General features: G+C 44.3%; 6 protein-coding genes. All 6 read right to left on the bottom strand.

Annotation, left to right across the window (positions count from 1 at the left end; translation table 11 throughout):
* Positions 1-289 precede the first annotated feature (289 nt).
* A complete protein-coding gene (locus tag V7126_RS23515) occupies positions 290-901 on the bottom strand; it encodes an undecaprenyl-diphosphatase (RefSeq protein ID WP_175077042.1) in 612 nt (203 codons plus the stop codon).
* 161 nt (positions 902-1,062) lie between these two features.
* Positions 1,063-1,797 (bottom strand): ABC transporter permease, encoded by a 735-nt coding sequence (locus V7126_RS23510; RefSeq protein ID WP_046132415.1) that lies wholly within the window; start codon positions 1,795-1,797, stop codon positions 1,063-1,065.
* On the bottom strand, positions 1,790-2,710 hold the full coding sequence (bcrA, locus tag V7126_RS23505; protein WP_335499757.1) for a bacitracin resistance ABC transporter ATP-binding subunit BcrA: 921 nt from the start codon (positions 2,708-2,710) through the stop codon (positions 1,790-1,792). Before bcrA ends, V7126_RS23510 begins: the two co-directional genes overlap by 8 nt.
* Positions 2,711-2,788: 78 nt before the next feature.
* Entirely contained in the window at positions 2,789-3,823 is a 1,035-nt protein-coding gene (locus tag V7126_RS23500) for a sensor histidine kinase (protein WP_046132416.1), read from the bottom strand.
* Positions 3,813-4,529: a response regulator transcription factor gene (locus tag V7126_RS23495; RefSeq protein WP_175077040.1), complete on the bottom strand. Its 717-nt coding sequence runs from the start codon at positions 4,527-4,529 to the stop codon at positions 3,813-3,815. Before V7126_RS23495 ends, V7126_RS23500 begins: the two co-directional genes overlap by 11 nt.
* Before the next feature lie 194 nt (positions 4,530-4,723).
* Positions 4,724-17,238 (bottom strand): amino acid adenylation domain-containing protein (locus V7126_RS23490; RefSeq protein ID WP_438823825.1); only part of this gene is annotated, 12,515 nt, incomplete at its 5' end.

Below are 17,238 nucleotides of genomic sequence, written 5' to 3'. Positions count from 1 at the left end.
ATTTTCTCGACAGCCTGAGAGAAAGAGGCTTAAAAGCCTCTTTCTCTTTTTGTGTATTCTTTCTTGTACCGGAACTTCCATTCCCCCTTTAAAACATTGCCGCCTCTCTTCAAAACAAATTCGCCACGCGCAACCATTGAAAAATGAAGGACATGCATATTTGGCAGGATGTTTTCGCGATTTTTCTTTTATTCGCAAACCGGCTGATATGTAGATCTCCCTGGATACACTAAGGCGGAGGATTCACAAGATGAATCCCCCGCCCTGAAAAAAGGAAAAGCCATTATTGTTAAAAGTTTTTCGATTTATCGCCTGATTTGCCTTTTGAAGGAAAGATGCGCTGCTCCCACTTTTCGTACAAGGCGAGCAACCGGTTGATGAACGACAGTTTTGGCACTGTAAAGAATACAAACAGAGCCGAGAAAATTCCCAAGATCGCTCCGACCGCAACATCAAATGGATAGTGAACGCCTGACCAAATGCGGGAAATGCCTACGGCGAAGGCGAGAACAAGCCACAGCCATCCTGTTTTTTTGTGAAACAGGAAGAATAAAAATCCGATTGAAAAAAATAAAATCGTATGGTCGCTCGGAAACGAATTATCAATTTCATGCTCGATCAGCTTATTGACATGGGGAAGTTCTGCAAAAGGCTGATAGTTGGAATAAAGCGAGCCTGCGATTTTTCCGAGAACTTCAGCAAACGCGAAGGAGATCACTGCATAAATGACCATCAATCTGTTTTTTGTTGTTCTGGTAAACCAATATACTAACAAACCCAGCGCTAGAAAATACATCATATATTCGGCCAGAAAATAAACGGCCGGATTGAACATCGAATACTCTTTCCCCAAATTATTAATGGCGCGAAAAGCGTCAATATTTAACTCCGAAAAAAACATCCTAACATCTCCTTTTTCATACTTTTATTGAAAAATATTACATAAAAACCCCGAAAAAGGCTATTCTCTCCTTTTAAAGCAGCGCAGGTAACATTCGGTCAATATGTAGATCCGGGTGTGAGGGAAATTTGCAGCTTACCTGCAAATTCCTCAACAAGGGATCAATGAATATCGATTTTTTTAAAATAAGCAATTGTTGCGACTAATCCAAGAACCGTTGCAGCGGCAACGCTCATAAAAGAATATTCCGGCGGATATTCGGGGAAGAACGTATCTGAAGCTATCACCCATACCGCAGACCAGGGGAATAGAGCGCTGTATTCCGTGCCATAAACCATTATGCTCACCATTGTAATAATGATTGTAAAGATAATCGTCGGGACGTAATTCTTAAACAGAAGCGTGACAAAAATAATTGGAGTGACCAAGAAAAAGAGAAGCATCCCGCCTATGAAAAATTGTTTAAACCCTTCCATCAAAACACCTGAACTCAAGGCTTCAAATTGTCCGATCAGGCCGAATAAAAAGGTGAGCACCCAAGCGATTAACGTCAGCATCATGATCCAGATCAGGAGCAAAAGCAATTTGCTGATAATCAGACTGATTCTTGAAACGGGAATGGTCAACAAATTTTTCAGCGTGCTTTCGGCATACTCCCTGTTGAATAAATACGACGTAATCACCCCATATAAGGGAACGCCGATCAACAATATAATATACAGATTCGTATCGGAAAAAGTATCGCTGAACCGGATCGGCACGTCAGGGTATTTCGCTTTCTTGGCTAAAGATGATATAAAACAGATAAAAGGGGCGGCTGCAGCTCCCAAGATGCTGACTAAAAACATCTGCGAACGTTTAAGCTTCAACAGTTCCGTATATAACAAATTAACCAATCGTCCCGCCCCCTATCAATTTCACGAAATAGTCCTCGAGACTGTCTTCGCTCATCGTAATCTTTAATACGTCAATGCCGTTTTCAACAAACATTTTGTTAAGCCTCCCCTGTTGCCCCAGGTGGGAATATACGCGGATAATTCCGTCCTGGCCGGCTTCATAATCGTGAATGTCAAAATGCTGTTCCATCAGAACGGCCGCTTTGTTTTGATCGGATAATTGGAACTCGAGATATTTACGGTTTCTTTCCCTAAGATGGTCAAACGGAAGTTCTTCAAGCAGCCTTCCTTCATGAATGATCCCGACATGATCGACGAGCTGTTCGATTTCAGACAAAATGTGGCTTGATATAAAGATCGTGATATTTCGTTCTCTGGCCAGAGAACGGATGAGTCTTCTCATTTCCTTGATGCCGATAGGGTCCAGGCCGTTTGTCGGTTCATCCAAAATCAACAGCTCCGGATAATGAAGCAGAGCTCTCGCAATCCCCAATCTTTGTTTCATTCCCAGGGAATACTTGCCGACAAGCTTTTTCGTTTCATTTTGAAGGCCCACGATTTCGAGCACTTCATCGATCGCATTTTTTTTGTGAATGCCTATGATTTTCGCGTTAATCAAAAGGTTTTCTCTCGCGGTCAGATTTGCATAAAAACCGGGGACCTCTACAATGGAACCGATCCTCCTTAAAATTTCCTTTTTATTTTTGAAGAAGTGTTCTCCAAAAATCTCAATCTGGCCATGGGTCGGTTTGATCAATCCGAGCAGCATTCTGATCGTCGTCGTCTTGCCGGCTCCGTTTCGTCCTAAGAAACCGTATATATCTCCTTGCTTTACGTGAATGTTAAGGTGATCTACAGATTTCTGCGTCCCGTACATTTTTGTGAGATTCGTCGTTTTTATGATTGTGCTCAATTAGGTTCACTCGCTTTCACTAACCTTATAGCTACATCTTAAACAGAAGGATTTAATTCCTTCTTAATCATTTCTTAATTATTTCTTAAATAAATGAAGATGGTTTTGTTTAGGAAGCGAAAAACCAAAAGTCGTCTTTTCCCAAGGGGTGCTTTCCGCCCAAATGGTTCCGCGGTTTTTTTCAACAAGGGATTTCGCAATGGCAAGTCCCAAGCCGCTGCCTTCACCCAGCTTTCTCGACCGATCTCTTCGATACATTCTTTCGAACACGTTTTCAATATCATGTTCCGGAATGCCCGGTCCCTTGTCCCAGACGAGAAGCTGATATTCACGATCAGTTTCCCTCAGCTCGATTCCCAATATCTTTCCTGCTTTTCCGTAATGAACTCCGTTTTTCACCAGGTTCTCGATGACGCGGATCAGACTCAGCCGGTCCGCCATGATGAAACATTTTTTTTCAGGTATGTGAACATTTAATTCAATATCATGCTTTTTGAGTTCAGGCAAAAAGTTAATCAGCGTCTCACGGACAAGTTCAGCCAGATCAAAAGACTCTATATTCAGCGGAATTTCATTCGCATCAAGCTTTGCCATGTTAAAGATTTCATCGATCAATTGCTTCAAGCTGCTGGATTTTTTAGAAAGAATGTTGAGGTATTCCTGTTTTTCTTTTTCTGAAGATGCGACTCCGTCTTTTAAAGCATCAATATAGCCGATGATAGATGTAAGCGGCGTCCTGATATCATGGGATATATTGGACAATAGCCTCTTTCTCGCCATTTCCGATTGTGCGGCGTCGATTTGGACCTTTTCAAGCTGTTCAATCAATTCATTAATCGAAAAAATGATTTCATTGAATAAAGGGTCGTCATTCGCAAGCAATCTTCTTCTTAAATTCCCGCCTGCCACGCGTTTCAGCTCGGTATCCATCAGCTCCAGATGCTTGTTAAAGCGAAGCCTTGAAAGAAAAAGAACAGCCGTTGTTCCAAGCAGCAAAACGTACAGCATGATACTGAATACGCCTAAAGAACCGGTATTCATATTGATGAATAAAAGCCCGGCAATCGCTGCAAATTGGAGGATAAACAGCGGCAGCTTATGATCATTGAGCATTTTTCTCACCTGCAAACTTATAACCGATTCCCCACACAGTCTGAATAAATTGCGGATTCGACGGATCGGCCTCTATTTTTTTTCTGAGCTTCCTGATGTGAACCATCACGGTATTATCGTCTTCTATGTATTGATCGCCCCATACGTTCCGAAACAGCTGCGTCTTCGTAAATACCTGGCCGGGATTTGAGGCGAAAAACTTCAGCAGTTCGAATTCCTTCGCTGTCAAAACGATTTCGCGCCCCCCTGCCGTGACGGAATATGTTTTCAGATCGATGGTTAATCCTTTGAATGCCATGAGCGACTTTTCATCAGTGCGGGACTCGCTGCTGCCCAGTATTAAAAACCGCCTCAGCAGGGCTTTGATTCGCGCAAGCACTTCGTTTATGCTGAAAGGCTTTGTAATATAATCATCAGCTCCCATCGACAATCCTAAAATCTTATCGCCTTCAAGATCCTTTGCCGTCAGCATCAGTATCGGAACATTCGTATGACTCCTTATTCTTCGGCAGACCTCCATGCCGTCGATTTTCGGCATCATCAAATCCAATACGATCAGGTGATAATGGTTTTGTTCAAATAATCGAAGAGCTTCCTCTCCATCAGCTGCCGCATCTACCTCATACCACTCTCTTTCTAAATATGTTTTCAATAAATCTCTGATTTCTTTTTCATCATCGGCTATGAGCACTCGAATGGGTTCCATCGCTTCACCTGCTTTATGTTTTTATTCTTTTAAATCCATCTATATGTATATCCCCTTTTTATAGATGTAATCCCAGTGCTGCTTGTTTTTTGCTATGTTTCCTCTCTTTTCTTTGCTTTTCATTATAGCAGAGAGCCGAATTCTTCGTGAATGCACAAAAAAGGCATCCCTTTTCAGCAGGATGCCTTTTCCGCTTAAATTCTTACAGTCTTATTGACGATTCCATGAATCAATTTAGCGTTTTGTTCGAGAATGTCAGGATGGGATTTAGAAATCATTTGCATATGTTCCCCAGCGCCTTGGATCACTGTAAACGCTTTTTCCGTGGCGTTTTTCCACATCATGAAATCGTCATTCCGAGGTTCTTTCACTGACTTGATATAGCTTATATCACCGTCAATTGTACCGGACGTGATCGTGTTCTGGACATATACATAAGACTTCATAATTAATTCAACCAAATAGTCGCTCATGAGCTTTTCTAAATCCTTATATTTCTCAAGATCAAATGTTTTATAGATCTCCTTCCTGTATTCCTCCTCTGTGAACTGATCTTTCTCCGCTTCTGTACGGTATCTTGAATCGATGATAATCAGATCTTCCACTTCATATCCTCGGCGGTTCAATTCTTTTGCCACATCAAATGCGAGCACGCCTCCCGACGAATATCCTATGAGCGTGTATGGCCCATCCGCCTGAATATTTCTGATGATGTTCACGTATTTTTCAATCCGGTTTTCAGATTGAATGAAGTTGAAGCTGTATACGGAATACTGATCCAAATGCTCGGCCAGGCCCATGTAGGCAATCCCCATAGAAGCCGCCGGCGGAAAGCAGAACAACGTTTTGCTGTTTTCTGCCGTGCTGCTCAGCTGTATGCAATCATCTGTATAGTCTTTTAACAATTGCTGCGCATTTTTTAAGAAGTCCGCTAGTTTTTGGATCGTCGGCTTCGCAAAAATGTCCTTAAACGGAACTCTAAAGCCCAGCTCTGTATAGAGTCTTGACACAAATGACATGACGTGTAAAGAGTTTGCCCCGATATCGAATAGGTTGGCGCTTATGCTGATCGGTTTGATGTTTAAGATGCCTTCCCATACGGCAGCAATTTTTTCTTCAAGCTCGCTTGCCGGAGGCACGTAATCCGTTTCCGCTGCTGCATTTCGGTCAGGCTCAGGAAGTGCCTTCAAATCGACTTTTCCGTTTGGCGTGAGCGGCAATGTATCAAGCGTCAGCAAATACGACGGAACCATGTAATCCGGAAGCTCTTTTGACAAAAACTCTTTTATTTCCGCCTGGCTGATTTCTGTTCTGCCTTTTTCCAAAACGATGTATGCGCAAAGGTACTGAATGCCGCTGCGATCCGTTTTTGCGGCAACAGCCGTTTCCTTTATATCCTTATGCCGTAATAATCGGTTCTCTATTTCTCCAAGCTCGATGCGATACCCGCGGATTTTCACCTGGTGGTCGATCCGTCCCAAAAACTCGATATTCCCATCCGGCCGAAGCCTTGCGAGATCTCCCGTCCGGTACATCCTTTCACCGGGCAAAAACGGGTTCGGCAGGAACCTTTCAGCCGTCAGCTCCGGCTTGTTCAGATAGCCTTTCGCCACTCCGTCTCCGCTAATATACAGCTCTCCGGCGATACCGATCGGCTGAACTTCTTGTTGATCATCCAAAATGTAAAGCTGGACATTCCGGCCCGGCTTGCCGATAGGAACTGAAACATGGCGGTCCCGTTCGGCATCATATTGGTAAATCATGCAGCCGACAACCGTTTCTGTTGGCCCGTACTCATTATAAATCTCAATCTTTGATTGGAACCTTCCAGAGATTTCTTTTGCCAGCTCGGATTTTAAATCTTCCCCTCCTACGATCAGCCGCTTTATGCTTGATCCGCTTCCGTCCAAGTCTCTGACAAGGCTTAAATGCGACGGCGTCAATTTGACGATCCCGGCTTTCTTGTCCTTGAACACTTTTCTGATGACCGGTTCCCCGTCATCGCTATGCTGATAGACAATCACTTTATTGCCTGAAATTAACGGCGTAAATATGGATGTCACCGTCAGATCGAAAGCAACTGATGAATAGAGGGCAAAATCAAGCTTTTCGCCTTGAACATAAACTTGGTCAGCCCATGTGATATAATTCACCAGTCCTCTTTGCCTGATCATCGTCCCTTTCGGTTTTCCTGTCGAGCCTGACGTATAGATGATATACGCGAGACTGTCGGGATCACCGGCCGGTTCCAGCCGCTCGGCGGATAAGCTATCGAAGCCGCCGTCCAGATATACGGCTTCCTGGCGTTGCCCGATGGCGCCCGTCTTTTTGTCCACAAGGATAATTTCCGCTCCGCTGTCGTCAAGCATATACTCGATTCGCTCCTTCGGATATTCGGGATCAATCGGCAAATAGGCTCCTCCGGACTTCAAAATCCCCATGATTCCAACCATCATTTCCAGGGAACGTTCTGCCATGATGGCAACGATTGTATCTGGTCCCACCCCTTTTTCCCTGAGATATCTTGCGAGCTGATTTGATTTTTCATTCAGCTCCCGATATGTCAGCTTGTCATCTCCAAACACAACGGCTGTCAGCTCGGGGGTCTTTTCGGCCTGTTCTTCAAATAACTGATGAATCGTCTTGTCTTTCGGATAATCCGCCTTTGTATCATTAAACCGGTACAACAGCATATTTCGTTCTTCTTCCGAAAGGAGCTTGATTTCGCTTATCGTTTGATCTTCATTTTTAACAACCTGCTCGAGCACATGCTGAAGGTGTTTTTTCATGCTGTTGATGACTTGGTCATGATAAACATTTCCGTCATACGTGAATTTGACGGCTAACCGTTCGCCTGGAATTGCCACGATATTAAATCCGTAATTCGTTTGTTCTTCAGCATGAATTTCTTTATAAACAAAATCCGTTTTTTCATCAGGCTCAAAGGCGCTCTGGTCAATTGCATAATTTTCGAAAATCATCACATGGTCCAAGAGATCTCTTTTTAACTCGCTCTGCGACTGTACTTCCGACAGATTCATGTAATTGTATTTGCCGCTTTCTAAAGCATCTGCCTGAACTTTCGTTACCACATCCCTAAAGCTTTGATTTCTGCCGGCTCTGATCCTGGTCGGTATCGTATTGATGAAAAGCCCGACCATTTTCTCTATACCGTCTACTTGGGCATCCCTTCCCGAGATGACGGTACCGAACACGACGTCTTCGGTTTGGTTGTATCTTGCCAGCATAATCCCCCAAGCGCTCTGCAATACCGTATGGACCGTCACGCTGTTCCGATTGGCGAGTTCTGTAATTCGTCGGGTCAATTCTGCCGGGAATTCAGCAGCGGTTTCCTTTCTTTGATATTCTCCGTTTCCGGTTGGGCTTCCTAAAACCGAAATGTGCGATTTTTCGGCGAATCCCGATAAGTAATGCTTCCAATACGCTCTTCCTGCTTCTTTATCCTGTTCTTCGAGCCACTTCATATAATCGCTGTACGGTCTTCCGTCTTCAAGCTGAATCTCTTGACCGGCTGCTTTCTTATGATAGATGTGGAACAGCTCTCCCAAAATAATTCCCCTGCACCAGCCATCCAGAAGGATGTGGTGGTTTGTCCAGATGAACGTATAGGCGTCATCTGCGGTTCTCACAAGCGCCGCTCTGATCAATGTTTCTTTGCTTAAATGAAAACCTTTTTCCCTGTCTGCCTTGAGGTACTGTTCAACTGTGAGCTCTTGTTTATCCGGGCTTTGATGTCTTATATCAAGATACAGAAGGTTTATCTTTCTGTCCTTAATGATCACGTTCCTCGGTTCTTCCGTGATGTCGTACTCAACCGAAGCCCTTAGTATTTCGTGCCGATTCATGATAGCATTGAAGCTTTCTTCAAACAGCCTTTCATCAATATATCCCTTCATATCGATGGCCATTTGTTCAAAATACGCTTTCGATTCCTTGTCTTCAAGCGTGTGGAACAGCATGCCTTTTTGCATGTTGGCGAGCGGATATATTTTTTCGATTTCCATCCCCTTATATTTCCGTTTGATCTCCTCAAGCTGATGCAAGCTGATGGACTTGTCGCCGTAATCGGATGGCGTTTTTTCCGGCTCTTCTTTGGCTGCGCAGTGGCTGATGATGGTTTTAAGAGCTGTTTTATATGCTTCTGCAAAGGTGCTGACGGTGTCTTCATCGAATACTTTCGCGTTGTATGTCGTTTGAATGGTCAACCGTCCATTAAACACAAGCGCGTTTATTTCCATCGGATTTTCTCTCGTGATGCCGTTTCCTATCGATTCTCCCGGCGAAAGCCATGATGAAGTAAATTCTTTGCTGTTGATGTCTTCATCAAGCTGTCCCAAATAATTAAATAAAATCGGGGTGTTTGCGCCTTTTATGAGATCTGCGTCCTTTGCGGTATATTTTAATATCCCGTATCCTATTCCTTTGTTTGGTACTTTTCTCAACGTTTCTTTGACTATTTTAATATTGGATGAGATGCCTTTTTCCTCTCCCAAATCGATGAATACCGGATACTTGGACGTAAACCACCCGATCGTGCGGCTGACGTCGATGCCGCCTATTGCCTTTTCCCTTCCGTGTCCTTCCATGCTGATTCTCAAGCTTGTATGGCCTGTTACATCCCTTGCAGCTACGAGAAGCGCCGTGATCAAAAGATCGTTGATTTCGGTATGATAAGCTTGGTTTGTTTCCCTCAGCAGCTGCCTTGTGTCTTCTTCACCGAGTTCTGTATTTAACGTGCGGCTGTCTTCATATTTGAATACGCCGGCTGCTTCCTTCATTTCCAGGAACCCGATGTTTTCACTTAAGGCTTGACACCAGTAGTCCTTTTCCTTCAGCAGCTTTTCCGTTCTTGAATAGTCTGCAATTTTCTGTGCAAATTCTTGGTAAGAAGCCGTTTTCGGATAGAATTCTATTGTTTTTCCGGCTTCTAATCGGCTGTACCCAAGCGCCAGGTCTTCAAACAATATCCTCCAGGATATTCCATCGATGACGAGGTGATGGATCACGATCAAAAGGTGATCTCCTTCATCCGTATTAAAGATCGCCGTTTTCACCAAAGGGCCCTTTTCGATATCGATGCTTTGCTGGATCTCCGTTGCCAATTGATAAACCTTTTGGCGCTGGTCTTTTTCTTGTGAGACGTCATATACGCATAAATCAAACTGATGGCTGTCCGCTCCCCGGTTAAACTGAACGACCTTCCCGTTTTCTTCTTTAAATATCATTCTGAGAGCATCGTGGTGCTTTACTAATTCTTCAAATACCTGTTTGACCAGCCTCGCGTTAAATCCGCTTTTTCTAAACAGCATCACCGCATGATTATAATGGTTTCTGCCTTGTTTGTTCTGCGCGAAGAATTCCTGCTGAATCGGCGTTAACAGAACCTCTCCCTCAACCGCTTCATAGGATGCCGTTTTATCTGTTTCGGCCTTGGCATATTTGCTTAAAAACTTGATTTCCGGATTGGCAAATAAATCCTTCATGTCAAGCCCAATGCCTTCTCTTGATAATCTCGAAATAATCTGCAGCGCTTTAATGGAGTCTCCGCCCAGCGCAAAGAAGTTATGGGTGATTCCTATCTTTTCAACCCCCAGAACTTCTTGCCAGACCTTGACCATCGTTTCTTCCGCAGCGTTTCGCGGCGCTTCAAACGCAGCTTCTTGGCTCATCTTTGGCTCGGGCAATGCGGCTGTATCAATTTTTCCGTTGGCTGTCAGCGGCATGTTATCAACCTGGACAATACATGACGGAATCATGTAGTCAGGGAGTTCACCCTTTAGATAAGTTCTTACGTCTTCGAACGTCATGTTCACGTCTGACATCACATATGCGCAAAGCTGTCTGACGCCGTTCTGATCCTCTTTGACAGCGATTTGGGTTTCTTTTATCTGTTCGTGTTTCAACAATGTATTTTTGATTTCTTCCGTTTCGATTCTGTAACCCCTGATCTTTACTTGGCTGTCCATCCGGCCAGAAAGCTCGATGCTGCCGTCGCTTAACCGTCTGGCGAAATCTCCCGTCCGGTACATTCGTTCATTTGGCGAAAACGGATTTTCAACGAATTTTTCTGCCGTCAAATCAGGCCTGTTTAGATAACCGCCTGTCACTCCGTCTCCCGCGATGCACAATTCCCCAAATACGCCTTCCGGAACGGGCTTCATGTTTTGATCCAGTATATATACCTTCGTATTATGAATCGGAGCGCCGATGACCGGACGTTCTTTGAAGGAATGAAGGCGTTTTGAATCGATCATTTGAAAAACCGAGCCGATTGTCGTTTCAGTAGGTCCGTAATGGTTCATGATCATGTGATTCGGATATTGCTTTAAATAAGTTTCTACGTCTTTCGTGTTGATCATCTCTCCGCCCAAGACAACAAGCCTGAGCTTGTCTAATGCATTTTCGGCGGAAAAGCCGGGATCATTGACCAAAATGTTAAATAGCGACGGTGTCAGCTTCATATAGGTGATTTCATTTTCTTTAATATACGTCAAGGCCCGATGTGCGTTTGTATAGAGCTCTTTCCGCGCGATATGCAGTTCGCTTCCGCTTAAAAGGGATGAGAATATGCTTGTATAGCCCAGATCAAACGCATAGGAAGACACCAGCATCGCTTTATCGTTTTCCTTCAGAGCCGCTTCCTTTATAAACCACGCTGTATAGTTCACCGCATTGTAATGCTTTGCCAGTACCCCTTTCGGTTTTCCGGTGGAGCCTGATGTGTAAATGATATAAGCGCAGCTGTCAGCCGCGGTGCACGCAGACAAGTTTGACGAAGCATTTGCATATGCCGCGCCGTCATCTACATTGACGATGTCTCCGTTAAAGACGACGTTTTCCTTGACGGAGCCTTTGACAAGCAATATGTCCGCCCCGCTGTCACTCAGAATGTCATTTGTTCTTTTGGTAATCTGCTCCGTATCGATCGGCAGAAATGCAGCTCCGGATTTCAGTACAGCCAGAATGGAAATGATCATCTCAAGCGACGGTTCAACCATGATGCCGACTGCGACGTCTGCATCTGCTCCTTTTTCTCTCAGCAGCCTTGCCAGCTGATTTGATTTTTCGTTCAGTTCCCGGTACGTCAGCTTTTGGTCCTCAAATACCACCGCGGTTTTGTCAGGTGTTTTCTCCGCCTGTTTTTCAAACAGCTCGCTGATCGTCCTATCCTTTGGATAATTGGCCTGTTTCCCGTTGCATTTATATAAAAGCCGATTCGTTTCATCCTGTGACAGCATATCGACGTCATGTAGCCGAATCTCAGGATCGTTTGCTAGAGCTTTTAAAATATTGGAAAAATGCCGTGCCATTCTTTCAATGGTCGCCCGCTGAAACAGCTTTGTGCAGTAGTTGAGGACGCATTGAATATTTTCGTCTGTTTCGGCCGCTGTCAGCGTCAAATCAAATTTTGATATATGCATGTCCGTTTTGATCGGTTTAAACTTGAGCCCTTGAATCGCAAATTCATCGCTGTCAAAGTTTTGCAGAACAAGCATCGTATCAAACAGCGCATTTCTGCTCATATCCCGTTTGACATTGAGCTTCTCGACCAGTTCGTCAAATTGATAGTCCTGATTTTCATATGCTTTCAGCGCCGTCTCCTTGACTTCTTGTAAATAATCAGCAAATTTCATGCCGCCTTTTGGATAGTTCCTCATGGCAAGCGTATTGAGAAACATTCCGATCACTTGCTTCATATCGCTGTGGTATCTTCCCGCTATCGGCGAACCAACGACAATATCTTCCTGGCCGGTATACTTTGAAAGCAATGTTGTGTAGCCGGCCAAAAGCAGCATATACATTGTAACGCCGTATTCTTTCGCCAGCCTCCTCAGCTTGCCGGTTGTTTCGCCGTCGATTTCAAACTGAAGGATATCCCCTTCAAATTGGCGATTTTGCGGCCTTTTATAATCGGTCGGCAAATTCAGAACCGGGACATCGTCTTTAAAGACATTAAGCCAGTATTCTTCCTGCCGTTTCATTTCTTCTTTTTGGAAGAATTGCTTCTGCCACTCGGAAAAGTCTTTATACTGAATCGATAATGGCGGCAATGATTTTCCCTCATACAACTCGGCCAGCTCTTTTGTAAAAATGGCCATCGATACACCGTCAGAAATGATATGATGCATATCGAGCATCATAATATGCTCTTCATCGTTCACTTTTAATACTTCCGCTCTTAAAAGCGGGGCCTTTGCCAGATCGAACGGCCTGATAAACGCTTTGATTTTCTCTTCGAGACGTTCTGTTCCCAACCGGCCGTACTTTACGTTAAAATCGACTTCTTTTTCGATCTTCTGCACAGGTTCACCGTCAGCCATAAAAATCGATGTCCTGAAAGCCTCGTGTCTTTGAATCAGCTGCCGGAAAGCCCCCTCCAGCCGCTGCACATCAAAACGTCCTTCAATTTTCATGACGAAAGGCATGTTATAAGAGATGCCGCCGCCTTCGATTTGGTCGAGGATAAAGAGCCTTCTCTGCGCAGATGACAATGTGTAATGTTCTTTTTCTTCCGCTTTCGCAATCGATGCATACGGGCTTTCTTTTGTCGATTCGATAAATTCGCCTAAATCCTTTATCGTCGGGGTTTCGAATATTTGCCGCAAAGGGACTTCAACATTCAGTTCTTTATGCATTTTTGCAGCTAAAGCCGCGGCTTTGAGAGAATGTCCGCCAATCTCGAAGAAGTTATGGCTGATTCCGATTTTATCGATTCCTAAAACTTCCTTCCAAATCGAAACAAGCTTTTCTTCCGCTGCATTTCGAGGCGCTTCATACTCCGCTGGCGAGCTGACATAGCCGTCCGGTTCCGGGAGCGCTTTTCGGTCGATTTTCCCGTTTGCCGTAAGCGGCAGCCGGTCAAGCTTGACAAAGTATTGCGGAACCATGTAGTCCGGAAGTTCTTTCAGCAAATATTTTCTGATGTCTGATATGCCCGCAGTTTTTTCTAACGTGATGTACGCGCAAAGATATTTGCTGCCGTCTTGAGACTCTCTGGCAATGACTGCCGCTCTGTCAATGCCTTCATATTTGAGCAATTGATTTTCGATTTCCCCAAGCTCGATTCTGAAACCGCGTATTTTGACTTGATGATCGATTCTTCCTAAATATTCGATGTTCCCGTCCGGCAGAAGTCTTGCGAGATCCCCTGTGCGGTACATTCTTTCCCCCGGAATAAACGGATTTGACACAAACATTTCGGCGGTAAGGTCCGGGTTGTTTAAATACCCGCGGGCCAGGCCTTCCCCGCTTACACAAAGTTCGCCTGAAGCCCCGAGCGGCATCACCCGCTGTTCGGCATCCAGAATATAAACTTTGTGATTGCTGATCGGCCTTCCAATCAGAACCTTTCGGTCACCTTTACGCAATTCGCTCCATGTCGAACAAACGCTGTTTTCCGTTGGTCCGTATTCATTAAATAATCGAACGTGCGGAAGCTTTTCAAAATGCTTCTGCACCAGGTGTTCATTAAAGCCTTCCCCGGCAATCGTGACAAACCTTAAATCGTTCAAAGGATGCTCAATCGTATTTAACACGTTTTGATAAAAGCTCGGGACGGCCAGAAAATTTGTCACTTTATGAGTCCGCAGCACGCTGATCAATTCATTGACATTCACTTTCAGATCTTTTATTAATACGAGCGTTGCCCCTGAAAGAAGCGAGGTGAAAATATCTTCTACAGAGCTGTCAAATGAAAAGGACGGGACTTGCAGCGTCGTATCGGCTGGACTGTAGCCATACGCTTGTTTTCTCCAGCACAACGTGTTTACAATCGATTGATGATTGACCATAACGCCTTTCGGTTTTCCGGTCGATCCCGACGTATAGATGATATAGGCCATATCGGCAGAGCCGGCGGCATGCTGCAAATTCTCTGTGCCGCTGTCATCTGTCAGCACATCTTTATTCATGTCGATACAGGTGAAATCAACGTTTATTTGCTTATCCGCCTTTTTCAGCAGGATGTGAATCCCGCTGTCCTCCAGCATGTACTTGATCCGGTCTTCCGGATATTCCGGATCGATCGGCAAGTATGCTCCCCCGGATTTCAGCACCGCAATCATGCCGATGATCATTTCCATTGACCGTTCCGCCATTACACCGACGATCATATTAGGTTTTACGCCTTTTTCCCTTAACATCTTCGCTAACCTGTTTGATTTTACATTGAGCTCCCGGTATGTCAGCATTTGCTCTTCAAAAACAAGCGCGATATTTTCAGGCGTCCGTTCCGCCTGCTCTTCAAACAGCTGATGGATCGTTTTATTTTTTGGATAATGAGCTGCCGTATCGTTGAAATCATACAATATCCTTTTTCTTTCTTTTTCCGGGAGAATGTCGATTTCGCTTATCTTCCGATTTTCATTCGTCACCACTTGCTCAACGGCTCTTTTGATGTGGCTTTCGATATTGCCGATGATTTCTTCGTCGTAGACATTACCGTCATATGTTAAGACCAGCGTCAGCTGTTCACCCGGAGTTGCCGACATGCTAAAGCTGTAATTGCTTTGTTCTGCGGCGCTTATCCCTTTCACTTTAAAGCCTGTTTCCGTCTGGTTCTGTTCCAGGAGCTGCTCGTCAACTTCATAATTTTCAAACACAAGAATATGATCGATCAGATCCTTTTTTAAACCGCTCAATGCCTGTACTTCAGCGAGATTCATATAGTTGTAGCGATTGCTTTCGATCGCTTCGGCCTGAACCGTTTTTAAGATGTCATTGATGCCCTTGTTTTTTTCAAATCTGATTCTTGTCGGGATGGTATTGATAAACAGGCCGATCATGTCTTCGATTCCGTCTACTTTTGCTTCCCTTCCCGAAACGACCGTTCCAAACACCACATCTTCTATATTGTTATACTTCGCCAATACAAGGCCCCAAATGGTCTGAAGCACCGTATGGAACGTTACGCTGTTGCTGCCGGCAAATTCCTTGATTTGATGTGTAAGCTGTTTTGAAAAGCTGATAACCTTTTCTTGCCTGTCATACCGTCCATTCTTTTTGCCGTTCTTACATGCAGGAATTTGCGCTTGTTCTTCATACCCTTCTAAATATGTGCTCCAATATTGACGCGCTTCCTCTTTGTCTTGTTTTTCCAGCCATTTAATATAGTCGCTGTACGGCTTCGGTTCTTTTAATCGATGTGCTTCTCCTTTTATCATTTTTTCATAGACGGTAAACAGCTCGCCCAGAATGATGCCGAGGCACCAGCCATCCAGCAGGATGTGATGGTGGCTCCATACCAGTTGATATGATTCGCCGGCTGTTTTGATCAAATAAACCCTTATCAGCATATCCTTGCTTAAATCGAAGCCTTTTTCCCGGTCTTCTGCAATGTATCTTTCAATTAATCGATCCTTGTGAGCAGGGCTGCTCTTTTCGATATCGCAATAGTAAAAATCGATTTTCCGATCTTCGATAATGACCTGCCTTGGGTCCTCAACGATTTCGTATTCAAATGAGGCTCTCAATATTTCGTGACGCTTCACGATCTCATTGAAGCTTTTCTCCAAAATATCCGGGTCAACATATCCTTCAATGTGCATAACCGTCTGCTGAAAATATGCGCTTGATGTGTGATCCTCAATGGCATGAAACAGCATTCCCTTTTGCATATTGGCCAGCGGATAGATCTTCTCAATTTTGGCTTCTCCGTATTTTCCTTTTATTTCTTCCAGTTCATCTAAGCTGATGTTCGTATCTCCATAGTCAAACGGCGTGCGTTCGCTTTCCGTTTGACTTGCGCAATGGCTGATGATTTTTTCAAGGCTTTCTTTATAATTTTCATTCAGCCGGCTGATCGTTTCTTTCGTGTATTCTAATTCATTAAAGGTCGTTTGTATCGTTAACTTATGATTCATGATGATGGAATTGATTTCGATTGAGCGGCCCCTAGCAATTTTTCCTCCGATGCTTTCACCCTCAGGTAAGTCCGATCCTGAAAATTCGCCGCGGTTAATGTCAGCATCTATTTCGCCTAAATAGTTGAATGAAATCTGCGCTTTCTCTTCATTGATTAAATCAGGGTCTTGAGCCGCATATTTTAATACCCCGTAGCCCATTCCTTTATTCGGTATTTTTCTCAAAGTCTCTTTGACCATTTTGATATTTTGGGAGATATCCGTTTCTTTGCCCAAATCAATAAATACCGGGTACAGCGTCGTAAACCAGCCGACCGTCCGGCTGATGTCAACGCCGTCAAGGATGCTTTCCCTGCCGTGGCCTTCCATCATGACTTTCAGTTTATTTTCGCCGGTCATTTCTCTGACTCCGGCTATTAATGCGGTTAATAAAATGTCGTTGATTTCCGTGTTGTAGGCTCTGTTTGTTTTTCTTAGTAGAGCCGAAGTCGTCTCTTTGTCGAGCGTGATGCTTAATGTCGTGCTGTTCTCAAATGTATCCCTTTTTAATGATTTGATTTGCGGAATGAATGGACTTTCAGCCTGTGCAATACCGCGCCAATACTCCGCCTCGTTCAATAATTTGCGGCTCTTGGCGTACGCCTTTAATTGGCGTGCGAATTCTTGATAGGAATCCGTTTTGTATCCGATGTCGAGCGGTTCGCCTTTTAATGCCTGATGGTACAATGTTTCAAAGTCTTCGAACAGGATTCTCCACGACACCCCGTCAACGACAAGGTGGTGGATGACAATCAAAAGATGATCGCCCTCTTCTGTTTGGAAAATGC

This window comes from Bacillus sp. JJ675 (assembly GCF_036963165.1).
Lineage (GTDB): Bacteria > Bacillota > Bacilli > Bacillales > Bacillaceae > Bacillus > Bacillus glycinifermentans.
The sequence above is the reverse complement of the archived record's forward strand: the minus strand, read 5'-3'. Positions and strand labels throughout refer to the sequence as shown.